The following is a 23,894-nucleotide window of genomic DNA, read 5'->3' as shown; positions in this document are numbered from 1 at the left end:
GATGGCCCGCCCGTCCCCCCGGCGACGCGGTCCCATCGTCGCCCTCGTCATCCTGGTCCTGATCGTGGTCGCCGTCGCCGCGGCGATCCTGGGCAACCGCGACGATCCGCCCGACCGCCCGCCCCAGCAGGTCCAGGCCACGCCGGAACAATTACAGCTGGGCCGCTACCTGGCCCGCGCCGCCGACTGCGCGGCCTGCCACCAGACCGCCGACGGCGCCGCCTACGCCGGCGGCTTCCCGCTGCAGACTCCCTTCGGCACGCTGTACGGCACCAACATCACGCCCGACCCCGACCACGGCATCGGCCGCTGGACCGCCGACGAATTCCACCGCGCGCTGACCCGGGGCAAGGCCCCGCACGGCCGCAACCTCTACCCGGCCATGCCGTACACGGCCTACCACGACATCCCCCGCGCCGATTCCGACCTGATCTACGCCTACCTGATGAGCGTGCGCCCCAGCGCCCAGCCCAACAAGAAACCGGAGATCCCCTTCCCGCTCAACCTGCGCATCCTGATGACGGGCTGGAACCTGCTGTTCTTCGACCACGACCCGCTGCCCGCCGCGTCGCAGGGCGAATCGGCGCAATGGGTGCGCGGCCGCTACCTGACCAACGTCCTGGGGCACTGCGGCGAATGCCACACCCCGCGCGGCAAGCTGGGCCAGCTCCACCGCGACGACTGGCTGCAGGGCTACACCCTGAACCGCTTCGAGGCGCCGTCCCTGACCCCTCGGGCCCTGGCCGAACGCGGCTGGACGCCTGAAGACCTGCAACGCTTCCTGCGCACCGGACTCGCCCCCCAGGGCATCGCCGCCGACGAGATGTACCCCGTCATCCTGCACAGCACCCAATACCTGAGCGACGACGACCTGAAGGCCATGTCCGCCTTCCTGCTGGGCGACCAGCCCCCCAAGCCCGCCCCCGCCCCGCAAGCCAAGCCCGACAACGCCTCCCCCTCCCCCGGCCGCCGCGTCTACCTGAACACCTGCGCCGCCTGCCACGGCGTCGACGGCGAAGGCCACCCGCCCGGCATGCCTCCCCTGGCCAACAACAGCACCGTCCGCCTGGAAAACCCACGCAACCTGCTGCTCTCCATCCTGGACGGCCTGCCCGCCCAACGCCTGCCCGACGGCACCACCATCGGCGACATGCCCGGCTTCGCCAGCCGCCTGACCGACGACGAGATCGCCCAACTGACCAACTACCTGCGCACTACCTGGGGCGCCCGCGAAGGCCAGGTCACCGCCGCCGACGTGACGAAACTGCGCGAGGGCAAATGAAAGGGGGTAAGCCCCCTTCATTTGCTCGCTGAATATTCCGTAGAATCCCCATAAGGCCCCAGGATACCCGCCCGCCCCTCATCCAGGACGCTCACCACCATCACACAGGCAGATGGCGCAGGCCGGTGGCAGGGGCGCAGGCCATGGGGGCGCATTCGGAGCCGCCGGTGGGTGGGTAGTCGGCGGGGAAGCAAGGGCGCAGCTGTTTGAGCGCGGCAGTAGGGACAGTCCGGGGGACTGTCCCCGCGCGAGTTCTGTGCCCGCCCCGCCGGCTGCCCACCCACCGGGAAGTCCCGGCAACGCCGGGACCGGCTTCGCTGCGCCCCCATGGCCTGCGCCCCTGCCGCCGGCCGTCTCAAGAACTCAAACCATCATGAACTTCCGCCAACTAGACCTGAACCTCCTACGCGTCCTGGTCTCCATCCACCAAACTCGCTCCGTCACCGCCGCCGGCAAACTCCTCTCCCTCTCCCAACCCGCCACCAGCAACGCCCTGGCCCGCCTGCGCTACTTCTTCGACGACGAGCTCTTCGTGCGCACCCCCCAGGGGCTGGTCCCCACCCGCATCTGCGAACAGGTCGCACCCACCGTCGCGGCGGAATTGCGCGCCCTGGAAACCGCGGTGACCGGACGCGAAGCCTTCGATCCCCAGCACAGCCACGTCGAGTGGCGAGTCTCCATGTCCGACCTGGGAGAAATGACCTTCCTGCCGACCCTGGCCGCGGCACTGCACACCGAGGCCCCCCACTCCCGGCTGACCAACATTTCCGTGCCCGCCAACGACGTCGCCGCCGCCCTGGAAGCGCGCGAGATCGACTTCTGCCTGGGCATCCTGCATCCCAAGCAGCGCGGCATCCAGGCCGACGTGCTGTTCCACGAGCCCTATGTGGCGATCACTTCGCCGGACTGGACGCCCACGCCCGGACACAAGGGCAAGACACTGAGTCCCGCCGAACTGGCCAGCGCATCGCTGCTGGTGGCCTCGCCCACGGCAACCTTCCACGACAGCGTCAGCGAAATGCTCACGCGCATGAAGCTCGACGACCGTATCGCCGTGCGGGCACGCCATTTCGGCGCGCTGCCCGAGATGGTCATGAATTCGCGCATGCTGGCGATCGTACCCACCACGTACGCGCGCAACGCGCAGCCGCGCTATGGATTCAAGGTATGGACCCTGCCCTATGCGCCCGCCTACGACGTGCGCCTGCTGTGGCACGCCAGCACGGCGCGCGATCCCTCGCTGCAATGGGTACGGGCGCTGGTGCACAGGCTGTTCCGGGTGCCCGCGGCGGGCGAGGATGGCGCCGCTCCGGCCAAACGCGCGCGGCGGCGGGCGGCGCCTCAGTGATAGTCGTCTTCGCGCTGGTGGCGCACGGCAAGGATGGTGACGGAATCAGGCCCATCGATCTCGAACAGGGCGACGTAACCCGTACGGCCGAAAGGAATCACCAGTTCGCGCAGGTAGGGCGAATGCGGCGTCGCTTTTCTGCAGGTATAGGGCGAACACTCGAGAATCTTGACGCCACCCTGGATTGCGACCAGGGCCTGGGCGGCCAGGCCCGGATCATCGGGATCCCTCTCCAGGACAAAATCATAGAGCCGCAGAAGGTCCTGCTCGGCTTCCCGCGTGAAACGAACGCGGTACATCAAGACCGCTTGCGCCGGTCGACCTTCGCTGCCTCCAGGCGCTGCTGCAACTTGTCCAATACGGCTTGCGACGATGCGTAGTCCCCCGACTCCCGCGCCTGATCACGCGAGGCCAAGGCCCGGGCCAGGAAAGCAGCCTGCGCCTCGCGGCGCGATACAGCCGAACGAACAGCCTGCTCGACAAAGCTGGACAAACTCTCCCCGGCTTCGAGGACTCTTTCAGCAGCCTCGCGCAGTTCCGGCTCTACCCGCAGGGGAGGAAGCGTGGCGGTTTTCATGGCAACTCCCAAATGCATCGCATTTGCAATACATTAACGCAACGCTGGGCCATCGGCAAGCCAGGGGACGTATTCAATCCGCCTGGCGCACCTCGGCCCGTATGGCTTCCCGCACCCGCGCCGCCATCGCATGGCGATGGTCCTCGTCGCCGTTCTCGGCCGTGGCGGGCGGCAGGTAGACGACCTGCACCGCCACGCCGGTCGAGCCCAGCACCCGCCAGGCATTGCCCATCAGCGTTTCTTCGCCCACGTACGAAGGCAAGGTGCTGCGCGCGCCATGATGGAGATAGCGCAGCGCCACCGGCAGCACCGGCACGCCGGCGCGGCGAGCGGGCTCGAACAGGCCGGCGTGGAAGGGCAGCACGTCCAGGCCGTCTGAGGTCGTGCCTTCGGGAAAGAGTCCGATCAACTGGCCGCGCGCGAAGCGCTCGCCCATGGCCTGGGCCACGTGGTGCAGGGCGCGCCGGTTGCCCCGTTCGATGAACACCGTGCCCACGCCCGCGATCAGCCAGCCCAGTACCGGCCAGTCACGCAGCTCGCGCTTGCCGACGAAGATGGTGCAGCGCACGCTGCTGAGCGCGTAGATGTCCAGCCACGACACGTGGTTGGCGATCAGCAGGGCCGCGCCCTCGACCGGCGGATGGCCGCTGACGTAGACGCGGACGCCGCACCAGCGCAGCAGCCAGCGGGACCACCAGCAGTTGATCCGGTCGCGCCGCGCCACGTCGAACCGCCGGAACACGGTGGCCAGCACGATCAGCCCGAATATCACCCACAGGGTGACAAGCAGGAACCGCAGCGAGAACCGCAGCAGGTGCGCGGCCAGGCGAAACCAGGCGCGCACGATCAGGCAGCCGCCTCATACGCGACGTGGCCCGCGACGATGGTCATGCGGACTTTGCCCGGCAGTTCCATGCCCAGGAACGGCGTGTGCTTGCCCTGGCTTTGCAGGCTGTCCTCGCTGACCAGCCAGTGCGCGTCCAGGTCGACCAGGCAGAGGTCGGCCAGCGCCCCGGCGCCCAGTTGACCGCACGAGGCCAGCACCTTGGTGCCCAGGACCCGGGCGGGTTCGCTGGTGACGCGCGCCACCGCGCGCGAAAGCGGCAGATCGGCGTCGCGGGCCCATTTCAGCGCCAGCGACAGCAGCAGTTCCAGGCCCGTCGCGCCGGGCTCGGCCTCGCCGAAGGGCAGCAGCTTGTAGTCTTCGTCCACCGGCGTGTGGTCCGAGCAGATCGCGTCGATCGTCCCGTCCGCCAGCGCGGCCCGGATGGCATCGCGGTCGCGCTGGCCGCGCAGCGGCGGGGTCAGCCGGCAATGCGCGTCGAAGTAGCCGATGTCCACGTCGGTCAGGTGCACGTGGTGGGCGCTGACGTCGCAGGTCACGGGCAGGCCCTCGGCGCGGGCGCGGCGCACCAGTTCGATCCCGGCGGCACTGGAAATGCGGCACAGGTGCAGGCGCGCGCGCGTGGCCCGCTGCAGTTCGAACAGCGTGTGCAGGGCGATGGTCTCGGCCTGCTCGGGGATGCCCGCCAGGCCCAGGCGCGAGGCCATGGCGCCGCTGGCGGCCACGCCCTCGCGGGCCAGCCAGGGATCCTCCGGGCGCAGCCACAGCGCATAGTCGAAGGTGCGGGCGTACTGCATGGCCCGCAGCAGCACGTTGGTGTCGGTGACGTGCGCGTCGGCCTGCGAGAACGCCACGCAGCCGGCCTCGGTCAGCTCGGCCATCTCGGTGATGATCTCGCCCTTCAGGCCGACCGTCATCGCGCCCAGCGGATAGACGTGCGACTGGTTGAGCTGGCGGGCGCGATGCTTGAGCATCTCGACCAGGCCTGGCTCGTCCAGCACCGGATCGGTGTCGGGCGGCAGCACCAGGCTGGTCACGCCGCCCGCCAGCGCCGCCTGCAGTTCGGACTCCAGCGTGGCGCGGTGCTCGAAGCCGGGCTCGCGCAGCCGGGCGGACAGGTCCACGAGGCCCGGCAGCACCGCCAGGCCGCGCGCGTCGATCAGGCGGTTGGGCACGAAACCGGCCGGCGCCTGGCCGATGCCGACCACGCGTCCGGCGGCGATGTAGATGTCGTTGACGGCGTCCACGCCGTTGGCCGGGTCGATCAGGCGGCCGCCCTGGATATGGATTTTCATGGGTCAGGCTCCTGCGACGATGCTCATGACGGCCATGCGGACCGCGATGCCGAACGTGACCTGGTTCAGGATGACGGCCTGCTTGCCGTCGGCCACCGGGGAATCGATCTCCACGCCGCGGTTCATCGGTCCGGGGTGCATGACGATCGCATCGGGCCTGGCCAGCGCGAGCTTCTCCTGCGTCAGGCCGTAGTGCTTGAAGTACTCCTGCGCGGAAGGCAGCAGGGCGCCGCGCATGCGCTCGTTCTGCAGGCGCAGCATGATGATGACGTCCACGCCCTTGAGGCCTTCGGCCATGTCGGTGAACACGCGCACGCCCATCTGCTCGAGGCCGGAAGGCAGCAGCGTCAGCGGACCGATGGCCCGCACCTCGGGCACGCCCAGCGTGGTCAGCGCATGGATGTCGGAACGGGCCACGCGCGAATGCAGGATGTCGCCGACGATCGCCACCGTGAGCTTGGTGAAGTCCTTCTTGTAGTGACGGATGGTGTACATGTCCAGCAGCCCCTGCGTCGGGTGCGCGTGGCGGCCGTCGCCGGCGTTGATCACGTGCACGTGGGGCGCCACGTGCTGGGCGATCAGGTGCGGCGCGCCGCTGGAGGCGTGCCGCACCACGAACAGGTCGGCCTGCATGGCCGACAGGTTGTTGATGGTGTCCAGCAGCGACTCGCCCTTGCTGGCCGACGAGGCGTTGATGTTCAGGTTGTAGACGTCGGCCGACAGGCGCTTGGCCGCGATCTCGAACGTCGTGCGCGTGCGCGTGGAGTTCTCGAAGAACAGGTTGAACACGCTCTTGCCGCGCAGCAGCGGCACTTTCTTGATCTCGCGGTCGGCCAGGGGCACGAAGGATTCCGCGGTATCGAGGATCTGGTTCAGGATCGCGCGCGGCAATCCCTCCACGGTCAACAGGTGGGTGAGTTCGCCGTTGCTGTTGAGCTGCGGGTTACGCATGGTGCGGCTCCTGGGGCGGCAGGGTTTCGAAATCGATCTTGAAGGCATCCCCGGCGCGCGACAGCACGAGGCTCTGTCCCGGCGCCAGATCGACGGTGGCCGCGGCGAAGTCGGCGGCCACGGGCAGCTCGCGCCCGCCCCGGTCCACCAGCACGGCCAGCCGGATGGAGGCCGGGCGCCCGTAGTCGAACAGTTCGTTCATGGCGGCGCGTATGGTGCGGCCGGTGTAGAGCACGTCGTCCACCAGGACCAGGTGCTTGTCGTCCACGTCGAAGGCGATGTCGGAGGGCTTGACCTGGGGATGCAGGCCGATGCGCGCGAAGTCGTCGCGATAGAAGCTGATGTCCAGCTTGCCGGGCGCCTCGGGCAGGCCCAGGTCGCGGTGCAGCCGCTCGGCTATCCACGATCCCCCGGAATGGATGCCGACCAGGTGGGTGCGGTCGGCCGGCAGCGTGTCCAGCAGCTTGCGCACGGCATCGCGCAGCCGCGCATACAGCGCCTCGGCGTCGAGGTTGGGAGGAGTTGGGTTCATGGCAGTCTCGGATCAGGGAGAACGGGGCGTGTCGAAGTAGCTCTGCAGGATGATGGCGGCGGCCACCGCGTCCACCCGCAGCCCGCGGCCGGCCGCCCCCATCTCGGACTGGGCGGCCAGGCTGGTGCCGCGCTCGTCCACCAGTTCCACGGGCAGGCCGTAGCGGCCGTTCAACTGGTTGGCGAAACGCCGGCACAGGGCCGTCATGGGCTGCTCGCCGCCGTCGGCATCCAGCGCCAGGCCCACCACCAGGCGGGACGGCTGCCATTCGCCCAGCAACTGCTCGATGCGGCCGAAGCGTGCCTCGCGCGTGGTGTTGGCGATGACTTCCAGCGGACGCGCGTGGCCGGTCAGCGTATTGCCGACGGCAACGCCGATGAATTGGGTTCCGTAGTCGAAGGCGAGCAGCGTTTCGTCAGGCATGGCCGGCTTCGCCCGCCAGCATGATCGGGGCGATGCCCAGCAGCGCCAGCGCGGCGTCGAAACGCTCGGACGGCGGAACGTTGAAGATGATGTCGGACGATGCCGACACGCTGAGCCAGGCGTTCTCGGAGATTTCGTCCTCGAGCTGGCCCGCGCCCCACCCCGCGTAGCCCAGGGTGACCAGCAGCTTGCCGGGCCCCTGGCCGTCGGCAACCGCCTGCAGCACGTCGCGCGAGGTGGTCAGGGCGAGGTCGCCAACCTTGATGGAGGAGTTGTAGTCGCCCACCGGGGCATGCAGCACGAAGCCGCGGTCGGTCTGGACCGGCCCGCCGAAGAACACCGGGGACGCCGCCTGGGGGGAATCGTCCAGCGACAGCTCGATCCGCTCGAACAGGCCCGCCAGGGTCAGGTCGGTGGGCCGGTTGATGACCAGGCCCAGCGCGCCCTTGGGGGTGTGTTCGCATACATAGATGACCGCGCCGGCAAAGTTCGGATCGGCCATGGCCGGCATGGCGATCAGGAACTGGTTCGTGAGATCGATATTGGCGCGTTCGCTCATACCTGAATTGTAAACGCCCGCGGCGGGTCAGATCTCGACCATCTCAAAATCTTCCTTGCGGGCGCCGCATTCGGGGCAAACCCAATTGGGCGGCACGTCTTCCCACTTCGTTCCAGGAGGGATACCCTCTTCCGGCAGGCCGGCCGCCTCGTCGTAGATCCAGCCGCAAATCAGACACATCCAGGTACGCATCGTCGCTCAATCTTACCAAGCCCTGTCCCCGCGGACCGGGAACCATCGGGCATCCATTAGAATCTCGCATCTTACCGAAACACCGTGGGCCCCGCCCGGATCCCGCCGGACGGCGCCGCCTTTCGAGACTTTTCGTTGCCAGCCGCCCCCACGCCTCCCCTCGTTCTGACCTTCGCCCCCTCCGACCCCAGCGCCGGCGGGGGTATCCAGGCCGACCTGCTGACCTGTGCCAGCATGGGATGCCATGCGCTGACCGTGCTGACCGGTTATACCGTGCAGGACTCGGCCGGGCTGGAAGACGGCGAAGCCGTCGCGCCCGAATGGATAGACGACCAGGCCCGCAGCCTGCTGGAGGACATGCCGGTGCGGGCCTTCAAGATCGGCGGGCTGTTCTCGGCCGAGGCGGTGGCGGCCGTGGCCGAGATCCTGGCCGACTACTCGGCCGTCCCGGTGGTGCTGCACCTGGGGGCGGATCCCCCGGACGCTGACGACGCGGAAACCGAGGACTCGGCCGAGGAAATCATGGCCGCCACCATCGAACTGCTGGTGCCCCAGTCGACCCTGGTCGTGGCCGACAGCCTGCGGCTGGAGCAACTGGTGGCGGACGGCCTGCTGGACCTGGACTCGGCCGACGAGACCGCGGCCCAGGCGCTGCTGCGCCGGGGGGCGGCCTGGGTGCTGGCCACCGGCCTGCACCAGCCCGGCGACATCGTGGTCAACACGCTGCGCGGCGGCGGCGACACGGCCGCCGAACCGGCGGGCGAATACCGCTGGCCACGGCTGCCCGGCAACTTCCGGGGCGCCGGCCCGACCCTGTCGGCGGCCCTGGCCGCCCTGCTGGCCAGCGGCATGGACGTGCGCGACGCCACGGCGGAGGCCCAGGAATACACCTGGCAGGCGCTGGCCTCGGGCTTCCAGCCCGGCATGGGCCGGCTGCTGCCCGACCGTTTCTTCTGGGCCAAGCAGGGCGAGCAGGCGACGGCCGGCGACGACGCGGCGCCCGATTCCACGGAGTCCGCGCCATGAGCACCAATCCCGCCCCGAACCACCCGCTGCGCGGCCTGTACGGCATCACGCCCGAATGGGACGACACCGCCCGGCTGGTGGCCGCGGTGGAAGCGGCCGCCCGCGGTGGCCTGCGCGCCGTGCAACTGCGCCGCAAGCTGGCCGAGCCGGCCAAGCGGCTGGAACAGGCACGGGCCTTGCGAACCGCCTGCGACCGGCTGGGCGTGCTCCTGGTCATCAACGACGACTGGCGGCTGGCCATCGAGGCCGGCGCCGACGGCGTCCACCTGGGGCGCGAGGACGGCGACATCGCCCAGGCCCGCCAGGCCGGCGGACCGGCGCTGCTGGTGGGCGCCTCCTGCTACGACGAAATCGGGCGCGCCCGTGCCGCGCTGGCCGCGGGCGCCGACCACGTGGCCTTCGGCGCGGTGTTCGACTCCCCCACCAAGCCCGCGGCCGTGCACGCCCCGCTGTCCTGCCTGACCGAGGCACGGGGGCTGCGGCGCCCCGGCGCCGGCCGGCCGGCCATCGTCGCCATCGGCGGCATCACGCCGGCCAACGCGCGGCTGGCCGCGTCGGCGGGCGCCGACGCGCTGGCCGTCATCACCGCGCTGTTCGGCGCCGACGACATCGAAGCCGCCGCGCGGGACTTCGCCCAGGCCTGGGCCGAGGACCCCGCCGGCAACCCCAACAAGGCATGACCATGATCCGCAACGCAGAACTCTTCGAACGCGCCTGCCGCACCATTCCCGGCGGCGTCAATTCGCCGGTGCGCGCCTTCCGCTCGGTGGGCGGCACCCCTCCCTTCATCGAACGCGCCGCCGGTCCCTACACCTGGGATGCCGACAAGAAGCAGTACATCGACTACGTGGGCTCGTGGGGCCCGGCCATCCTGGGCCACGCCCATCCGGAAGTGATCCGGGCCGTGCAGGAGGCCGCCGTCAACGGCCTGTCGTTCGGCGCCCCCACCGAGGCCGAGGTCGAGCTGGCCGAGATGCTCGTGCACCGCCTGCCCTCGATCGAGCAGGTGCGCCTGGTCAGCTCGGGCACCGAGGCGACCATGAGCGCGATCCGGCTGGCCCGCGGCTACACCGGCCGGGCCAAGATCATCAAGTTCGAGGGCTGCTACCACGGCCATGCCGACAGCCTGCTGGTGAAGGCCGGCTCGGGCCTGCTGACCTTCGGCAACCCGACCTCGGCCGGCGTGCCGCCCGAGTTCACCTCGCACACCCTGGTACTGGACTACAACGACATCGCCGGCGTGGAAGCCGCGTTCAGGCAGTACGGCGACGAAATCGCCTGCGTGATCGTGGAGCCCGTGGCGGGCAACATGAACCTGGTCCAGCCCGTGCCCGGCTTCCTGCAGGCGCTGCGCGACCAGTGCACCCGCTACGGCGCGGTGCTGATCTTCGACGAGGTCATGACCGGCTTTCGCGTCGGCCCCCAGGGCGTGCAGGGCCGCACCGGCATCGTGCCCGACCTGACCACCCTGGCCAAGGTCATCGGCGGCGGCATGCCCATCGGCGCCTTCGGCGGCCGGCGCGACATCATGGCCCACATCGCCCCGCTGGGCGGCGTCTACCAGGCCGGCACGCTGTCGGGCAACCCGGTGGCGGTGGCCGCGGGCCTGACCACCCTGCGGCTGCTGGCCGAACCGGGCTTCTACGAGAAGCTGGAAGCCCAGACCGGCAAGCTGGTGCAAGGCCTGCGCGCGGCCGCCGCCAGCGCGGGCGTGCCCTTCAGCGCCGACCACGTGGGCGGCATGTTCGGGCTGTATTTCCGTGACACGGTGCCGACCTCGCTGGCCGAGGTCTCGGCCTCGGACACCGCCGCGTTCAACAAATTCTTCCACGCCGCGCTGGTGCGCGGCGTGAGCTTCGCGCCGTCGGCGTTCGAGGCCGGTTTCGTCTCGATCGCCCACGACGACGACGTCATCGCCCGGACCGTCGCCATCGCCGGCGAGGCCTTTGCCGAACTCAATCCCTGATCCGGCGGGGCGCAGGCCGCGCCCCGCCCCTTCCGCTCCGCGAGGACAGCCATGGCCGTCAATCTGCACATTCCCGCTCCCGAACTCGTCTTTCCGGTGGACGGCGTCGAAATCGGCGTCACCGAAGCCGGCATCCGCAAGGCCGGCCGCCGCGACCTGACCGTGTTCAGGCTGGCCGAAGGCACCAGCGTGGCCGGCGTATTCACGCGCAACCGCTTCCGCGCCGCCCCGGTCCAGGTGTGCGAGGAACACCTGGCGCAGTCGCTGCCCATCCGGGCCATGGTCATCAACACCGGCAACGCCAACGCGGGCACGGGCGAGCCCGGCCTGGCCGCCGCCCGCGCCACCTGCGACGCGCTGGCGAAGCTGCTGGGCCTGGACCCGCGCCAGGTCCTGCCGTTCTCGACCGGCGTGATCCTGGAGCCGCTGCCGGTGGATCGCATCGAGGCCGGCCTGCCGGCCGCCGTCAAGGCGCTGGCGCCGGGCAACTGGACCGAGGCCGCGCACGGCATCATGACCACCGACACGCTGCCCAAGATCGTGTCCAGCAAGGCCAACATCGGCGGCCACCAGATCACCCTGACCGGCATCAGCAAGGGCGCCGGCATGATCCGGCCCAACATGGCGACCATGCTGGGTTTCCTGGCCACCGACGCCGCCATCGCCCCCGCCCTGCTCAAACGCATGGCGGGCCAGGTCGCCAACGTCTCGTTCAACCGCATCACGGTGGACGGCGACACCTCGACCAACGATTCCTTCATCATCGCCGCGACCGGCCGCGCGGGCCTGCGCATCGAGTCCGAGTCGGATCCGCTCTACCCCGAGCTGCTGGCCACGCTGAAGGCCGCGGCGACCGAGCTGGCCCAACTGATCGTGCGCGACGCCGAAGGCGCGACCAAGTTCATGACCATCCGGGTCGAGGACGCCGGCAGCCAGGAAGAGGCGCTCAAGGTCGCGTATTCGGTGGCGCATTCGCCGCTGGTCAAGACCGCCTTCTACGCCTCGGACCCCAACCTGGGACGCATCCTGGCGGCCATCGGCTACGCCGGCATCGACGACCTGGACGTGGGCCGGGTCAACCTGTGGCTGGACGACGTGTGGGTAGCGAAGAATGGAGGACGCAATCCCGACTACCGGGAAGAAGACGGCCAGCGCGTGATGAAACAGGCCGAGATCGCCGTCCGTATTTCGCTGGGCCGGGGGAAAGTGACCGAGACGGTGTACACCTGCGATTTCTCGCACGAGTACGTGAGCATCAACGCCGACTACAGATCTTGATCCTCCACGCTCCGGTGGCGCGGGGTTGTGCATACGCATGATCTGCTCTCCTGGTGATGACCCTGATCGTCCACCAGGACAGCGTCCCCGTTCTCGACATAGAACAGGTGCGGTGCCGTTTGCCTGTAGCCAGGCAGGCAATCCGGCCCTGCGGGCGCGCCCTTGAAAAAAATGGTGCAATACCCGATGCCGTAGGCGGATTTCGATCGGACGGCGCCCCTGCCCGGGCCGGAATCCGTCGTTCAAGAACACGATCCGGGGCCTGCGCGGCTCCGGCCGAAGATAGGAACGCTGCTGTGCCGAACGAGTCTTCCCCACCTGTCGATCTGGCCTCTTTCCTGAAACGCGCCGAGGGCGTCCTCGCCCAGCTCGAAGCCTGGCTCCCCCCCGCCCCGCCCCCCGTGGACTGGAATTCCCACGCCTTCCGCTGGCGCAAGCGCGGAACGCGAGGCTGGCTGGAGCCGGTGCGGCACATCGCGCGCATCGACCTGGACGACCTGCAGCACATCGATCGCCAGAAGGAAGTGATCGACCGGAATACGGTGCAGTTCCTGGAAGGCAAACCGGCCAACAACGTGCTGATGACCGGCGCCCGCGGCACCGGCAAGAGTTCCCTGGTCAAGGCCATGCTGGCCACGTATGGCGATCGCGGACTGCGCCTGATCGAAGTCGACAAGAGCGACCTGGGCGACCTGCAGGAGATCGTGGAGACCGTGGCCGAGCGGCCCGAGCGCTTCCTGGTCTTCGCCGACGACCTGTCGTTCGAGGAAGGCGAGGCCGGCTACAAGGCGCTCAAGTCGGTGCTGGACGGCTCGATCGCCGCATCCACCCAGAACGTGCTGATCTACGCCACGTCCAACCGGCGCCACCTGATGCCGGAGTACATGCACGAGAACCTGCAGGCCAAGCACCAGAGCGACGGCGAGATCCATCCCGGCGAGACCGTCGAGGAAAAGATCTCGCTGTCCGAGCGCTTCGGACTGTGGTTGTCGTTCTATCCATTCAAGCAGGACGACTACCTGGACATCGTGGCGCACTGGCTGCGCGACCTGGGATGCAGCGAGGAATCCATCGCGCGCTCGCGTACGGCCGCGCTGCAATGGACGCTCGAGCGCGGCTCGCGTTCCGGCCGGGTCGCCTGGCAGTTCGCCAAGGATTGGGCCGGGAGGGAGGCCCCCCCCCCTTCGCGCTGACAGGAGGGCTCCCCCCTACGCGCTTGCGCGCGCCCCCCCAGGGGGCGGCACTGGCGGACCGGCGGAGCCGGATCCGCTGTGCCCTGGGTATTGTTCTTGTGTGGATTGCATTTTAGGAAGGATTATGGGGTCTCTGGGTTCTGGGGTGAAAGTCGTCGATGTCGCGGTGGGCGTGATGCTCCGGCCGGACGGCAGCCTGCTGCTGGGCCAGCGGCCCGAAGGCAAGCCTTACGCGGGATGGTGGGAGCTGCCCGGGGGCAAGCTGGAGCCGGGCGAGACGATATTGCAGGCCCTGACGCGGGAATTGAAGGAAGAACTGGGGGTGACGGTGCTGGAGTCGTCGACCTGGGTCACGCACGTGCACGCCTACTCGCACGCCACCGTCAGGCTGTATTTCTGCCGGGTCACCCGCTGGGAAGGCGAGCCCCGGGGGCTGGAATCACAGGCCTTGCAATGGGGGCGGATACGGGACGCGAGCGAGGCCGAGATGCAGGCGGCGCGGCGCGATCACGGGGAACGGCTGAAGGCGCTGGAAGCGCGCATCGCCCGGGGCGAGCAGCCGACCGACCTGGAAACGGCCCAGGCGCGCGCGCAGTCGCCGGAGGACGCGCTGGGACTGGCGCTGGAGCCGCGCATCGGCCCCCTGCTGCCGGCCACGCTGCCGCCGCTGCGGTGGCTGCACGTGCCCGATACCTATGCCATCACCCATATCGGCTCGCCCGGCAACGTCGATGCCTTCCTGCGGCGCCTGGATGCCGCGCTGGCCTCGGGCCTGAAGCTGGTCCAGTTCCGTGAACCGGACTGGCCCGGCGGCGCGGCGGACGACGCGCTGCGCCAGGTGCTGAAACAGGTGGTGGCACGCGCCCGGCCGGCCGGCGCGCGGGTACTGGTCAACAGCGCGCATCCGCGCGACTGGATCGCCGATGCCGACGGCGTGCACCTGCGCGCCGCCGACGTCCCGGCCCAGCGCCCCAAGCTGCCGCCCGGCGCGATGCTGGGCGTATCGGCCCACAATGCCGCGGAACTGGAACGCGCGCGCCAGCTGGACGCCGACTTCGCGGTGCTGGCGCCGGTGCTGCCCACGCGCTCGCATCCCGGCCAGCCCGGCCTGGGCTGGGAGACCTTCGGCACGCTGGCGCTGCACGCCGGCCTGCCGGTGCTCGCGCTGGGCGGGCAGTCGGCGGACACGCGCGCGACGGCCCTGGCGCACGGCGCGCATGGCATCGCGGGCATCAGCGGCTTCTGGGGCGGCTGACCCGGGCGACGGACCGGCGGCCCCCTCCGCCGGCCTCCCGGCCGCGTCACTGCACGGTGATGCTGGCCTCCTTGATCACTTTCTCCCAACGCGCGGCCTCGGTGTCGATCAGGCGCTTGAACTCGGCGGGCGTATTGCCCACCGCGATGCCGCCGTGGGCCTGCACTTTCTCCTTGATGTCCGGCGACCGCGCGATGCGGGCCAATGCGTCGGCAAGCTTGCGGACGATCTCCGGCGAGGTGCCGGCGGGCGCGACCACGCCGTTCCAGACGGTCGCCTCCAGGTCCAGGCCCTGTTCCTTCAGCGTGGGCAGCTCGGGCATGGACGCCAGGCGCTCGCCGCTGGTCACGCCCAGGCCGACCACCCGGCCTGACCGGATCGGCGCCATGCCCGAACCGGTGAAGGCGAAATGGATGCGGCCGGCGTTGAGATCGACCTCGGCCGAGGCGGTGGACTTGTACGGCACGTGCAGGGTGTCGACCCCGGTCATGGAAGCGAACAGCGCGCCCACCAGGTGCGGCGACGTGCCCGACCCCGGCGACGAATAGTTGAGCTGCCCCGGCCTGGACTTGGCCAGCGCGACCAGTTCCTTCACGTTCTTGACGCCCAGCGTGGGGCTGGCCATCAGGTAGAACGGCAGCGCCGCGACCATGGAGACCGGCGCGAAGTCGCGCTTGGGATCGTAGGTGATGTTGGGATACAGCGAAGGATTGATCGACAAGGTGGTCACCGAGGCCATCAGCAGCGTGTATCCGTCCGGGGCGGCCTTGGCGACGTACTCGGCGCCTATCATGGTGCTGGCACCGGCCTTGTTCTCGACGATGACCGGCTGCTTGAGCTCGCGCGCCAGTGCATCGGCGAAGATGCGCGACACCGTGTCGGCGACGCCCCCCGGCCCGTGCGGCACCACCAGCTTGATGGGCCGGTCCGGATACTGGGCGTGCGCCGCCAGGGCCGGGACCGCCGCGAGCATCATGGCCGCGACGAAAGTCTTGCTGCGTGTCTTCATGCTGTCTCCTATTTTGATGCGCCGGACGGGCACCGGCCTCCCGGCTCCGTCCGGCGAAGGCTTATTGCGCGCCCGCGTCCAGGGACACGTTCCAGGCGTCGTAACCGTAGACCCAATCGGGATTGGTGGACTCGCGCATCCAGTTGTTGGCGCTCGATCCGGCCTGCACCGCCGACGTGCGGGGCTTGCGAACCTGCTCGAACAGGCGGAACGCCGCGTCGAGGTCGGTGCGGTGGGCGGCCACGCAGCGCGCCAGGACGACCGAGTCCTCCAATGCCATGGCCGCGCCCTGGGCCATGTAGGGCGTCATCGGATGGCAGGCGTCGCCCATCAGCACGATGTTGCCCCGTCCCCAGTTCGGCAGCGGATCGCGCTGGAAGATCGCCCATTTGTGCACGTCCGGGCATGCCGCCAGCACCGCGCGCACGTCGGGATGGAAATCGGCATAGGCCGCCCGCAGCACCTCCAGGTCGCCCTTGGCCGACCATGATTCAGGGGTCAGCCAGCCGGCGTCCTCGGGTTGGCTGGTGACGAAATAGATTTCGTCCTGGTTCCGGGTGACGTAATAGATGACGATGTGGCGGTCCGGTCCCCACCATTTCGTGCGCGACTGGCCGATGTCGAGCGCGCCCAGCCGGCTGGCCGGGAACGTCGTCCGGTAGGCGACGCGGCCGGTGAAACGGGGCTGTTCTTCGCCCAGCAGCAGTTCGCGCACCAGCGAATGCACGCCGTCGGCGCCGATCACCGCGCGGGCGCGGGCCTGGGTGCCATCCTCGAAGCGCAGTACGATCTCGCCATCGCCCTGGTCCAGGTGCACCAGCTTCTTGCCCAGCGCGATGTGCGCCGCCGGTACCCGCGCCGCCAGCGCCGCGTGCAGGTCGCCCCGGTGCATGGCCAGAAAGGGCATGCCATAGCGCTCCAGGACCGCGCCGGCCAGCGGAAACTCGTTCGTCACGGCGCCGGTGTCGTGCGCGCGGTTCAACGACGACCGGGGGGCGAAGGCGATCGATTCCAGTTGCGGGCGCAGCCCCAGCCCATCGAGCACCCGCATGGCATTGGGCGTCATCTGGATGCCCGCGCCGATGCGCGCGAACTGCCGCGCCTGTTCGTAGACCTGCACTTCCACGCCCTGGGCGCGCAGCGCGGTCGCCGCCGCCAGCCCGCCTATACCCGCGCCGATGATCGCAACCGGCAACTCCGACTTCTTCATGAAACGCCTCCGATGGGTCCGCCTTTGCGGAAGCGCCCATTATTGAAGTCGGGACATATCGAGTAAATTGCAGAACAGCTCTAGCAGCTATAGAACTTCTCTATGTAACGCGAGACAGGCATGGATATCAAGCAACTCGAGTACTTCGTCCAGGTCGTCGATGCCGGCAGCTTCACGCGCGCCGCCATGGTGCTCGAAATGACCCAGCCTTCCCTGAGCCGGCAGATCCGCCTGCTGGAGGTGGAGCTGCACGAGCACCTGCTGTACCGCAACGGCCGCGGCGTGGAGCCGACCGAGGCGGGCAGGTGCCTGCTGGAGCACGCCCGGGTCGTCCTGGCCCGCCTGGCCACCGCGCGCCAGGAAATCCACGAACTGAAGGCCGTGCCCCGCGGCAAGATCGTGGTCGGCTTTCCGCCGCGCATCGCCCACCTGCTGGCCCCCAGCCTGGTGCGCGGTTTTCGCGAACGCCTGCCGGGCGCCGCGCTGACCGTGACCGAGGGGTTGAGCGTGAGCCTGAGGGAATGGCTGCACGAAGGCCGGGTCGACGTCGCGCTGCTGTACGATCCCGCCCCCGGCGAGACGCTGGACTACGAACCGGTATTCCAGGAGGAACTGATGCTGGTGGGATGCGTGCCGGGTCCGGGCGAGCGGCTGCCCGAATCGCTGCCGGTCGATGCCCTGGCGGACTATCCGCTGATCCTGCCCTGCGAGCCCAACACCATCCGCGCGGTGGTGGACGCCGCCTGCCGCCGGCGCGGCATCGCCCTGAACATCGTCGCCGAGGTCAACGCGGTCCACACCATGGTGGCGCTGGCCGAAAGCGGCGAAGGCTACGCGCTGCTGTCGGCCAGCGCCATCGGGCCGCAGCGGCGCGCCGGCACGCTGGCCACGGCCCGCGTACACACGCCGTCCATGCACAACAATCTGATCATGTGCACGGCACGGCTGCAGCCGCTGACCCGGTTGACGCGGGAAACCATGCAGTTGCTGCGGTCGCTGGACATCCGGGCACTGCTGGCCAACGCCTAGGGCCCGTTCAGTTCACCGATTGCGGCGGAGGAAACAGGCGCCCCGAGGTGTCGCCGCTCAGGTCGTCGGTCTCCAGCGGCGCGCCGGGAATGGAGAATTTCTCGGCCGCCCACGCCCCCAGGTCGATCTGGCGGCAGCGCTCGGAACAGAAGGGCCGCCAGGCGTTCTCGGGGCTCCACGGAGCCAGCTTGGCGCAAGTGGGACATTTGACGTTCTTGACCATGGCAGCATTGTAGCCAGCGGACGAAGGGGCCGCCGCGCTTAGAAACTGTTGCACAGCGTCAGCTGGAAGGGCACGTCGGCCACCACCGGCTGGGGCTTGAGGTCGCCCCCCTGCGACGAGAAGCGCACCGACACCATGTACTTGTTGGCGCTGACCTCGGGAAACACGCCCAGCGCCTCGTCGACGTAGATGCGCAGCAACTGATAGGCCTTGCCTCCCAGCATCTGCTGGAAGGCGCCGCCCTCGGCCACCACCGCGACCTGGCGGCCCGATTCGCGCAGCATCTTCAGCACGATGGCCAGGCCGTCGCGTATGGGCAGGAAGGGCTCGACCCACTGGGCGAGATCCTGGACCCGATGCTCGACAGGCTTGTGCTTCCAGGCATGAAAGGAAGGAACGTCGAACTCGCACGCCCCGCCCGGGATCGCCAGGCGGCTGCGTATGCTGGTCAGCCATTCGTTCTGCCGCAACGGCTGGCCGGTCTTGCCCTGTGCCACCAGCGAACCCGTGGCCTGCTCGATGCTGGACAGCATGACGTCCAGGGTCTGGCGATCGACGCCGGGATGCTCGCGCAGCGAGCTCAGGGATTGGCGATAGCGCTCCAGGTCCTGCAGCAGGTCGGACTTGAGATCGGCGCGCGCCGATACATCCAGGATTTCGAACAGCGTGGTCAATGCGACGTGATGCCCGCGGGCATCCGGTTGCCGCACGAAGAAGAACAGATTGTCGAAGAGGCTTTCCAGACGCAGCAGCGTACGGACGCGCTCGTTGAATGGGTATTCGTAAAGAACCACGTAGACCGTCCGGAATCGGAATTTCGTAGAAATATACCTGTACGGCATGGACACGGCGACACTTGCCGCGCCCGCTTCCGAACGGCCCTTGCGCGGGCGCTTCGGAACACCTCCATTGTAGGTACGGAGCCCACCGGAAAAACACTCAACCGTGGCCCGATCACCCCTTACTTTGAAGCAGGCGGCTCGGCAATGCGGTTTCGAGTTGTGACGCCCGCCGCGCCGGCCGCTTCCAGCAAGGCCTCGTGGAAGTCGCGATGCAAGGCGGTGTCGGGCGCGTCGCGATGGCGCAGGATGCCCACCATGCCCTGCCGGCGCGTGGGCAGGTCCAGCGCCACGAGCTGCCCGGCGGCCTGGAAGTAGCCCAGCACGCGGCGCGACAGCGCGGTCAGCAGGTTGGCCCGCTGCATCATGGCCACCAGCATCAGGATGCCGACCGCCTCGACCCGGTAGCGCGGCGCGGGCAGGCCGGCCAGCGCGAACTCGGCGTCCAGCTCGCGGCGCAGCGGGTTGCCCTGGGGCGGCACCACCCAGCCGCATCCTTCCAGATCCGTCCAGGCCAGGCCGCGGCGGCCGGCCAGCGGGTGCGAGGGAGGCGCGGCCACCGCGATGCTTTCGCCATAGACCGGCGTGCAGCGCAGGCGATCGTCGATGGCGTCGCCCTCCAGGCGCGTGACCACGAAATCCAGGCGGCGCTCGAGCAAGGGCGACAGAAGCTGGTCCAGCGTCGACTCGGTGATCGACAGCCGGGTCTCGGGACGCCGGGCCAGCAGCAAGGCCACGCTGTCCGGCAGCAGGCCGGTCGAGACCGTGGCCGTCACCCCGATCGACAGGTGCCCGTCCGCCCCTTCGGCCATCAGCGCCATGGCGTGACTGGCCCGCTCGACCTCGGCCAGCATGACGCGGGCATGTTCGGCCATGGCGGTGCCGAAACGCGTGGGCACGAGGCCGCGCGAATGGCGCTCGAACAGGGGCACGCCCAGTTCGGCCTCGAGCTCGGCCAGCCACTTGGACAGGGCCGGCTGCGTCATGCAGAGACGTTCGGCGGTGTGGCTGAGATTGCACGTGTCGGCCAGGCTGCTCAGCACTTCGAGCTGCCGGATGCGCAGGCGCCGGGTCCAGTCCATTGCCATGAATTTTATGTATGACAGAGCGGCATTTTATCATTGAAAACAAATACCTCTCCGTTCCCATAATGCCGGCACGGCGCCGACCAGACTGGCTCCAGCCAGCCCGCCCCCCTTCCACGGAGACACCCCATGCGACCGCTTGCGCGCCTTTTCCTCGTGCTTTCCCTCGTTGCCGCCGCGCCCTCGGTGCGGGCCGCCGACTATCCCGACCATCCGGTCAAGCTGGTCGTCAACTTCGCCGCCGGCGGGCCGCTGGACCTGATCGCCCGTTTGATCGCCGAACAGGCGGCATCGCGCCTGAAACAGCCCGTCATCGTCGAGAACCGGGCGGGTGCCGGCGGCAACATCGGCGCCGAATACGTCGCGCGTTCGCCCAAGGACGGCTATACGGCGCTGGTCAGCGTCGACCACCTGCTGACGATCAATCCGTCGGTCTACCGGAACATGGGACTGGACCCCTACCGCGATCTCGTGCCGGCCGGCATCTTCGGCACCACCTCACAGGTGCTGGTGGCCCACCCCAGGCTGGGACTGAAGGATTTCCGCGACTTCCTGGACCGGGCCAGGAAGGAGGACCTGACCTACGCCTCGGCCGGCCTGGCCTCGCCCGGCCACCTGACCTTCGAACTCCTGAAGGCCCGCACCGGCATACGCGGCACGCACGTGCCCTACAAGGGCAACGCCCCCGCCCTGTCGGACGTGGTGGCCGGCCACGTGCCGCTGGCCTTCGTGGCCTCGTCCAACACCCTTCCCTATGTCCGGTCCGGCGCGCTGCAGGCGCTGGCCACGTCCGCCGCCATCCGCAATCCCCAGTTGCCGCAAGTCCCCACGGCGCAGGAACAGGGCGTACCCGACTTCGACGTGCGATTCAGCCAGGTGGTCCTGTTTCCCGCCGGCACGCCGGCGGCCGTGGTGACGAAGTGGGAAGGCCTGCTGCACGACATCCTGGAAAGCGCGGAAGTGCGCCGGCAACTGGATCAGATGGCGGTGACGCCGTTCTGGGCCGACTCGGCGCAGACCACGGCGTGGTTGCGCGACACGCGTGCGCGTTGGGACACGTTGATCCGCAAGCTGGACATCCAGTAAAGCCCGGGCAGCCTGCTAGGGCAGCGCCAGCAGGTCGAGCCACGCGCGATGCCGGGCCAGCGTACGCTCGGACAACTGGCCGGGCGTGGTCTGGCCATCGTTGAGGATGACGTCGTCGGCCACGGCCAGCCGCTGGGCGCGCGTCGCCTGGGCGGCCATGATGCGGGCGACCATGTCGGGAGCCAGGCCGCTGCGGCGCTGCACGCGCCGGACCTGGGTGGCCTCGTCGCAATCGACCACGCAGATCCGGTCCACCCGGTCCCGCCAGCGACCCGACTCCACCAGCAGCGGCACCACGAAGACCTGATAGAGCCCCTGGCGCCGGGCGGCCTCGCGCTCGACCTCCTGGCCGATGAGCGGGTGGATCAGCGCCTCGAGCCGCGTCTTGGCCTGTGCGTCGGAAAACACCAGGGCCCGCATGCGGGGACGGTCCATCGCGCCGTCGGGACCGATCATGTCCGGACCGAATTCGCGCCGCAGCGGCTCGATGGCGAGTCCGCCCGGCGCGGTCAGCGCATGCGCGATGGCATCGGTATCGATGACGGCCGCACCCTGCGCCTCCAGGATATCGGCCACGGCGGTCTTGCCGGATCCGATGCCGCCGGTCAGGCCCACGCGCAAGGGACGGGCGGGGAAAGAAGGAAGTGTGCCTACCATGCCAGCAGCTTAATCCATGCGTCGCCCGCGAACATCGCGGCCACGCCCGCCGCCGCCAGGTACGGCCCGAATGGCAGCGGCTGGTCGCGCCGCACGCGGCCGGCGATCATCAGCACCCCGGCCACCGCCACACCGGCCAGCGAGGCCGCCACCATGACCAGCGGCAGGCTCTGCCATCCGAGCCAGGCGCCGATGGCGGCCAGCAGCTTGAAATCGCCGTAGCCCATGCCTTCCTTGCCCGTCAGCAGGCGGAACAGCCAGTACACGGACCACAGCACCCCGTAGCCGGCCATCGCGCCGATGACCGCGTCGGGCAGGAAGGCGAAACCGCCCCACAGGTTGACGAACAGGCCCGCCCACAGCAGCGGAAGCGTCAGGTCGTCCGGCAGCAGCGAGGTCTGGTGATCGATCACGGCCAGCGCCAGGCAGGCCGCGCAGAATGCCATGGCGGCCAGGCTGGTCCAGGTCACGCCGAACACCGCGACGCAGGCCGCGAACAACGCCGCCGCCGCCAGTTCCACCAGCGGGTATTGCCAGGAGATGGGCGCGGCGCAATGGGCGCAGCGGCCGCGCAGCGCCAGCCAGCCCAGCACCGGGATGTTGTGGCGCCAGGCGATCGGATGCCGGCAGGCCGGACAATGCGAGGGGGGATAGGCCAGGTCGAAGCGGGCCTGCCCGGGTTGCGCGGCGCCGTGCAGCTCCGCGCACTGCTCCTGCCAGGCGCGCTGCATCATCTGCGGCAGGCGCGCGATCACGACGTTGAGGAAGCTGCCCACCACCAGCCCCAGCACGGCGGCGGCCGCATAGGCCAGCCACGGGGTGGCCGCGAGTATCTGCACGAATGACATAGACAAGGATGTAAACGCCGCCACGGCGGCCCCCCGCAAGCTTAACCGCCCCCGGGGCCCCGCGTGGGACGGGCACGGCAATAAATGTCCTGCCCCCGGCACGGCATCCGTCGATGCCCGCCGCGCTTCCCGTCGCATGCCGGCAGACGCAACAGGTTAGACTTGCGATAAATCTCAAGAGCCGGAGCCGTCATGACCAACCCGCCCCTTTCCTCCCGCCCCGCCCCTTCCCGCCTTGCCACCCTGGCCGCCGCCCTGGCCGTGGCGGCCGGATTGGGCGCGTGCTCCATCCCCCTGCCCGACCGCGAGCGCTCCGGCACCCTGGCCGCCGCCGACGCGGTGATCCCGCCGCCGCCCGCCGTGACGCGGGAACAGGCCGAGCGAGGCGGACAGGATAGGGGCGTGCCCCTGGCCCAGCCGCAAACCTTCCGCGGCGTGATCCCCTGCGCCGACTGCGCCGGCCAGCGCGTCACGCTCACGCTGCTGCCCGACTGGACCTGGCGCATGCGCCGGGTGTATTTCGGCACGCGCGACAACAAGGAACAAAGCTTCATCAGCACCGGCCGCTGGGAACGCCTGTTCGACTCGCCCGACCAGATCCGCCTGATCGGCGACCGCAACGAGGGCGGACTCTACGAGTTCATCTCCGGCAGCACGCTGCGCATGCTGGACCAGAACGGCGAACCCATCCAGTCCACGTTGAACTACGCCCTGACCCAGCAGTTCGAGGTGGACTTCATCACCGACACCTTCACCATGCGCGGCAAGGTGGTGGCCAAGGACGGCCAGCCCACCTTCGCCATCTGCAGCACCGGCAAGCGCTATCCGGTGTCGCCCACCGGCCAGGCGCAGGCCCTGGCCGACGCCTACGCCAAACTGCGCGTGGCCCCCGGCACCCCGGTCCTGATGTGGATAGACGGCCACATCGCCCGCAGCGGCGAACCCCCGGTAGAGTCGGTGGTCGTAGACAAGCTGGCCCGCGGCACCTTGGACAGCCCCTGCGAGGACTGATAGGCCCTCCCCCTACGCCCTTCGGGCGCCCCCTCAAGGGGGCGATGCGGGTGGACCGGCAAAGCCTGATCCACCGCATCCTGGGTCTAGTTCCTTTATCTTGGGTTGTGGCGCCGGTGCTTCGCTGGCAGCCAGCGGTAGCAACGGTGTGGCGTACCAAGAAACGGGTACTAGAC

At 69.2% G+C, this 23,894-nt stretch carries 27 protein-coding genes; 11 read left to right on the top strand and 16 right to left on the bottom strand.

Annotated features, from left to right (window positions below; all coding sequences use genetic code 11):
• Position 1: 1 nt before the first annotated feature.
• Complete coding sequence (locus ABD104_RS15680) at positions 2–1,282, top strand: c-type cytochrome (RefSeq protein ID WP_343927792.1); 1,281 nt, start codon at positions 2–4, stop codon at positions 1,280–1,282.
• 373 nt (positions 1,283–1,655) lie between these two features.
• Positions 1,656–2,630: a LysR family transcriptional regulator gene (locus tag ABD104_RS15675; RefSeq protein ID WP_087837633.1), complete on the top strand. Its 975-nt coding sequence runs from the start codon at positions 1,656–1,658 to the stop codon at positions 2,628–2,630.
• Here the strand turns inward: ABD104_RS15675 and ABD104_RS15670 are convergent.
• The 9 genes from ABD104_RS15670 to ABD104_RS15630 form a co-directional block, all read right to left on the bottom strand.
• Entirely contained in the window at positions 2,624–2,932 is a 309-nt protein-coding gene (locus ABD104_RS15670) for a type II toxin-antitoxin system RelE/ParE family toxin (protein WP_338617624.1), read from the bottom strand. The two genes, ABD104_RS15675 and ABD104_RS15670, sit on opposite strands and share 7 nt — an antisense overlap.
• The gene (locus ABD104_RS15665) at positions 2,929–3,207 is read right to left on the bottom strand and encodes a YlcI/YnfO family protein (protein ID WP_087837676.1); all 279 of its coding nucleotides are present in this window, start codon (positions 3,205–3,207) and stop codon (positions 2,929–2,931) included. The genes ABD104_RS15670 and ABD104_RS15665 overlap by 4 nt, the downstream gene beginning before the upstream one ends.
• A 73-nt stretch (positions 3,208–3,280) precedes the next feature.
• On the bottom strand, positions 3,281–4,051 hold the full coding sequence (locus ABD104_RS15660; RefSeq protein ID WP_254914558.1) for a lysophospholipid acyltransferase family protein: 771 nt from the start codon (positions 4,049–4,051) through the stop codon (positions 3,281–3,283).
• A gap of 2 nt (positions 4,052–4,053) precedes the next feature.
• On the bottom strand, positions 4,054–5,346 hold the full coding sequence (locus ABD104_RS15655; protein ID WP_087837631.1) for a dihydroorotase: 1,293 nt from the start codon (positions 5,344–5,346) through the stop codon (positions 4,054–4,056).
• Positions 5,347–5,349: 3 nt separating this feature from the next.
• Positions 5,350–6,345, bottom strand: coding sequence for an aspartate carbamoyltransferase catalytic subunit (locus tag ABD104_RS15650; protein WP_087837630.1), 996 nt, complete (start codon positions 6,343–6,345; stop codon positions 5,350–5,352).
• Positions 6,290–6,829 (bottom strand): bifunctional pyr operon transcriptional regulator/uracil phosphoribosyltransferase PyrR, encoded by a 540-nt coding sequence (gene pyrR / locus ABD104_RS15645; protein ID WP_087837629.1) that lies wholly within the window; start codon positions 6,827–6,829, stop codon positions 6,290–6,292. The genes ABD104_RS15650 and pyrR overlap by 56 nt, the downstream gene beginning before the upstream one ends.
• A 12-nt stretch (positions 6,830–6,841) precedes the next feature.
• Positions 6,842–7,252: a Holliday junction resolvase RuvX gene (ruvX, locus tag ABD104_RS15640; RefSeq protein WP_087837628.1), complete on the bottom strand. Its 411-nt coding sequence runs from the start codon at positions 7,250–7,252 to the stop codon at positions 6,842–6,844.
• Positions 7,245–7,811 carry a YqgE/AlgH family protein gene (locus tag ABD104_RS15635; protein ID WP_087837627.1) on the bottom strand — a complete coding sequence of 189 codons (567 nt, stop codon included), beginning with the start codon at positions 7,809–7,811 and terminating at the stop codon, positions 7,245–7,247. Before ABD104_RS15635 ends, ruvX begins: the two co-directional genes overlap by 8 nt.
• A 27-nt stretch (positions 7,812–7,838) precedes the next feature.
• Positions 7,839–8,003 carry a rubredoxin gene (locus ABD104_RS15630; RefSeq protein ID WP_087780643.1) on the bottom strand — a complete coding sequence of 55 codons (165 nt, stop codon included), beginning with the start codon at positions 8,001–8,003 and terminating at the stop codon, positions 7,839–7,841.
• Positions 8,004–8,138: 135 nt separating this feature from the next.
• On the opposite strand from ABD104_RS15630, the gene thiD reads away from it, so the two are divergent.
• From thiD to ABD104_RS15600, 6 genes are all read left to right on the top strand, one after another.
• Positions 8,139–9,029, top strand: a complete 891-nt coding sequence (gene thiD, locus ABD104_RS15625; protein ID WP_343927791.1) for a bifunctional hydroxymethylpyrimidine kinase/phosphomethylpyrimidine kinase — start codon at positions 8,139–8,141, stop codon at positions 9,027–9,029.
• The gene (gene thiE, locus ABD104_RS15620) at positions 9,026–9,709 is read left to right on the top strand and encodes a thiamine phosphate synthase (RefSeq protein ID WP_343927790.1); all 684 of its coding nucleotides are present in this window, start codon (positions 9,026–9,028) and stop codon (positions 9,707–9,709) included. The genes thiD and thiE overlap by 4 nt, the downstream gene beginning before the upstream one ends.
• Before the next feature lie 2 nt (positions 9,710–9,711).
• Positions 9,712–10,995 (top strand): glutamate-1-semialdehyde 2,1-aminomutase, encoded by a 1,284-nt coding sequence (gene hemL / locus ABD104_RS15615; RefSeq protein ID WP_087837624.1) that lies wholly within the window; start codon positions 9,712–9,714, stop codon positions 10,993–10,995.
• Between the two features lie 51 nt (positions 10,996–11,046).
• Positions 11,047–12,273, top strand: a complete 1,227-nt coding sequence (gene argJ, locus ABD104_RS15610) for a bifunctional glutamate N-acetyltransferase/amino-acid acetyltransferase ArgJ (RefSeq protein ID WP_343927789.1) — start codon at positions 11,047–11,049, stop codon at positions 12,271–12,273.
• A gap of 326 nt (positions 12,274–12,599) precedes the next feature.
• Positions 12,600–13,466, top strand: a complete 867-nt coding sequence (locus tag ABD104_RS15605; protein ID WP_132979155.1) for an ATP-binding protein — start codon at positions 12,600–12,602, stop codon at positions 13,464–13,466.
• Between the two features lie 145 nt (positions 13,467–13,611).
• On the top strand, positions 13,612–14,721 hold the full coding sequence (locus ABD104_RS15600; RefSeq protein ID WP_343927788.1) for a thiamine phosphate synthase: 1,110 nt from the start codon (positions 13,612–13,614) through the stop codon (positions 14,719–14,721).
• A gap of 46 nt (positions 14,722–14,767) precedes the next feature.
• Here the strand turns inward: ABD104_RS15600 and ABD104_RS15595 are convergent, their stop codons facing one another.
• Together ABD104_RS15595 and ABD104_RS15590 are read right to left on the bottom strand one after the other, a co-directional pair.
• Positions 14,768–15,730: a Bug family tripartite tricarboxylate transporter substrate binding protein gene (locus ABD104_RS15595; protein ID WP_343927787.1), complete on the bottom strand. Its 963-nt coding sequence runs from the start codon at positions 15,728–15,730 to the stop codon at positions 14,768–14,770.
• 61 nt (positions 15,731–15,791) lie between these two features.
• Complete coding sequence (locus ABD104_RS15590; protein ID WP_343927786.1) at positions 15,792–16,940, bottom strand: FAD-dependent monooxygenase; 1,149 nt, start codon at positions 16,938–16,940, stop codon at positions 15,792–15,794.
• Positions 16,941–17,060: 120 nt separating this feature from the next.
• On the opposite strand from ABD104_RS15590, the gene ABD104_RS15585 reads away from it, so the two are divergent.
• The gene (locus ABD104_RS15585) at positions 17,061–17,969 is read left to right on the top strand and encodes a LysR substrate-binding domain-containing protein (RefSeq protein ID WP_087837620.1); all 909 of its coding nucleotides are present in this window, start codon (positions 17,061–17,063) and stop codon (positions 17,967–17,969) included.
• A 7-nt stretch (positions 17,970–17,976) separates the two neighbouring features.
• On the opposite strand, the gene ABD104_RS15580 is transcribed toward ABD104_RS15585, so the two are convergent.
• The 3 genes from ABD104_RS15580 to ABD104_RS15570 all read right to left on the bottom strand — a co-directional run bounded on the left by ABD104_RS15580 (position 17,977) and on the right by ABD104_RS15570 (position 20,119).
• Positions 17,977–18,192, bottom strand: coding sequence for a DNA gyrase inhibitor YacG (locus ABD104_RS15580; protein WP_087837619.1), 216 nt, complete (start codon positions 18,190–18,192; stop codon positions 17,977–17,979).
• Positions 18,193–18,230: 38 nt separating this feature from the next.
• Positions 18,231–18,986, bottom strand: coding sequence for a cell division protein ZapD (gene zapD / locus ABD104_RS15575; protein WP_087837618.1), 756 nt, complete (start codon positions 18,984–18,986; stop codon positions 18,231–18,233).
• 167 nt (positions 18,987–19,153) lie between these two features.
• The gene (locus ABD104_RS15570) at positions 19,154–20,119 is read right to left on the bottom strand and encodes a LysR family transcriptional regulator (RefSeq protein WP_343927785.1); all 966 of its coding nucleotides are present in this window, start codon (positions 20,117–20,119) and stop codon (positions 19,154–19,156) included.
• Positions 20,120–20,245: 126 nt separating this feature from the next.
• Between ABD104_RS15570 and ABD104_RS15565 the strand changes: the two genes are divergently transcribed.
• Complete coding sequence (locus ABD104_RS15565; protein ID WP_279818099.1) at positions 20,246–21,202, top strand: Bug family tripartite tricarboxylate transporter substrate binding protein; 957 nt, start codon at positions 20,246–20,248, stop codon at positions 21,200–21,202.
• Between the two features lie 15 nt (positions 21,203–21,217).
• On the opposite strand, the gene coaE is transcribed toward ABD104_RS15565, so the two are convergent.
• Both coaE and ABD104_RS15555 read right to left on the bottom strand, forming a co-directional pair.
• The gene (gene coaE / locus ABD104_RS15560) at positions 21,218–21,859 is read right to left on the bottom strand and encodes a dephospho-CoA kinase (RefSeq protein ID WP_087837615.1); all 642 of its coding nucleotides are present in this window, start codon (positions 21,857–21,859) and stop codon (positions 21,218–21,220) included.
• Positions 21,853–22,707, bottom strand: a complete 855-nt coding sequence (locus tag ABD104_RS15555) for a prepilin peptidase (RefSeq protein WP_279818150.1) — start codon at positions 22,705–22,707, stop codon at positions 21,853–21,855. Before ABD104_RS15555 ends, coaE begins: the two co-directional genes overlap by 7 nt.
• Before the next feature lie 192 nt (positions 22,708–22,899).
• Here ABD104_RS15555 and ABD104_RS15550 point away from each other — a divergent pair, with 192 nt between their 5' ends.
• Positions 22,900–23,718, top strand: a complete 819-nt coding sequence (locus tag ABD104_RS15550) for a copper resistance protein NlpE N-terminal domain-containing protein (RefSeq protein ID WP_132979039.1) — start codon at positions 22,900–22,902, stop codon at positions 23,716–23,718.
• The last annotated feature ends 176 nt before the right edge of the window (positions 23,719–23,894 follow it).

Origin of the sequence: Pigmentiphaga daeguensis, assembly GCF_039523035.1 — a bacterium.
GTDB lineage: Bacteria > Pseudomonadota > Gammaproteobacteria > Burkholderiales > Burkholderiaceae_B > Pigmentiphaga > Pigmentiphaga daeguensis.
This window is presented reverse-complemented; position numbering and strand designations above follow the sequence as displayed.

Bases quoted from the DNA above. Each gene is read 5' to 3' on its own strand.
- ABD104_RS15680 (WP_343927792.1), top strand. From the start codon at position 2: ATGGCCCGCCCGTCCCCCCGGCGACGCGGTCCCATCGTCGCCCTCGTC.
- ABD104_RS15675 (WP_087837633.1), top strand. From the start codon at position 1,656: ATGAACTTCCGCCAACTAGACCTGAACCTCCTACGCGTCCTGGTCTCC.
- ABD104_RS15665 (WP_087837676.1), bottom strand. From the start codon at position 3,207: ATGAAAACCGCCACGCTTCCTCCCCTGCGGGTAGAGCCGGAACTGCGC.
- ABD104_RS15655 (WP_087837631.1), bottom strand. From the start codon at position 5,346: ATGAAAATCCATATCCAGGGCGGCCGCCTGATCGACCCGGCCAACGGC.
- ABD104_RS15650 (WP_087837630.1), bottom strand. From the start codon at position 6,345: ATGCCTTCAAGATCGATTTCGAAACCCTGCCGCCCCAGGAGCCGCACC.
- pyrR (WP_087837629.1), bottom strand. From the start codon at position 6,829: ATGAACCCAACTCCTCCCAACCTCGACGCCGAGGCGCTGTATGCGCGG.
- ruvX (WP_087837628.1), bottom strand. From the start codon at position 7,252: ATGCCTGACGAAACGCTGCTCGCCTTCGACTACGGAACCCAATTCATC.
- ABD104_RS15635 (WP_087837627.1), bottom strand. From the start codon at position 7,811: ATGAGCGAACGCGCCAATATCGATCTCACGAACCAGTTCCTGATCGCC.
- ABD104_RS15630 (WP_087780643.1), bottom strand. From the start codon at position 8,003: ATGCGTACCTGGATGTGTCTGATTTGCGGCTGGATCTACGACGAGGCG.
- thiE (WP_343927790.1), top strand. From the start codon at position 9,026: ATGAGCACCAATCCCGCCCCGAACCACCCGCTGCGCGGCCTGTACGGC.
- hemL (WP_087837624.1), top strand. From the start codon at position 9,712: ATGATCCGCAACGCAGAACTCTTCGAACGCGCCTGCCGCACCATTCCC.
- argJ (WP_343927789.1), top strand. From the start codon at position 11,047: ATGGCCGTCAATCTGCACATTCCCGCTCCCGAACTCGTCTTTCCGGTG.
- ABD104_RS15595 (WP_343927787.1), bottom strand. From the start codon at position 15,730: ATGAAGACACGCAGCAAGACTTTCGTCGCGGCCATGATGCTCGCGGCG.
- ABD104_RS15590 (WP_343927786.1), bottom strand. From the start codon at position 16,940: ATGAAGAAGTCGGAGTTGCCGGTTGCGATCATCGGCGCGGGTATAGGC.
- ABD104_RS15585 (WP_087837620.1), top strand. From the start codon at position 17,061: ATGGATATCAAGCAACTCGAGTACTTCGTCCAGGTCGTCGATGCCGGC.
- ABD104_RS15580 (WP_087837619.1), bottom strand. From the start codon at position 18,192: ATGGTCAAGAACGTCAAATGTCCCACTTGCGCCAAGCTGGCTCCGTGG.
- ABD104_RS15570 (WP_343927785.1), bottom strand. From the start codon at position 20,119: ATGGCAATGGACTGGACCCGGCGCCTGCGCATCCGGCAGCTCGAAGTG.
- ABD104_RS15565 (WP_279818099.1), top strand. From the start codon at position 20,246: ATGCGACCGCTTGCGCGCCTTTTCCTCGTGCTTTCCCTCGTTGCCGCC.
- coaE (WP_087837615.1), bottom strand. From the start codon at position 21,859: ATGGTAGGCACACTTCCTTCTTTCCCCGCCCGTCCCTTGCGCGTGGGC.
- ABD104_RS15555 (WP_279818150.1), bottom strand. From the start codon at position 22,707: ATGTCATTCGTGCAGATACTCGCGGCCACCCCGTGGCTGGCCTATGCG.
- ABD104_RS15550 (WP_132979039.1), top strand. From the start codon at position 22,900: ATGACCAACCCGCCCCTTTCCTCCCGCCCCGCCCCTTCCCGCCTTGCC.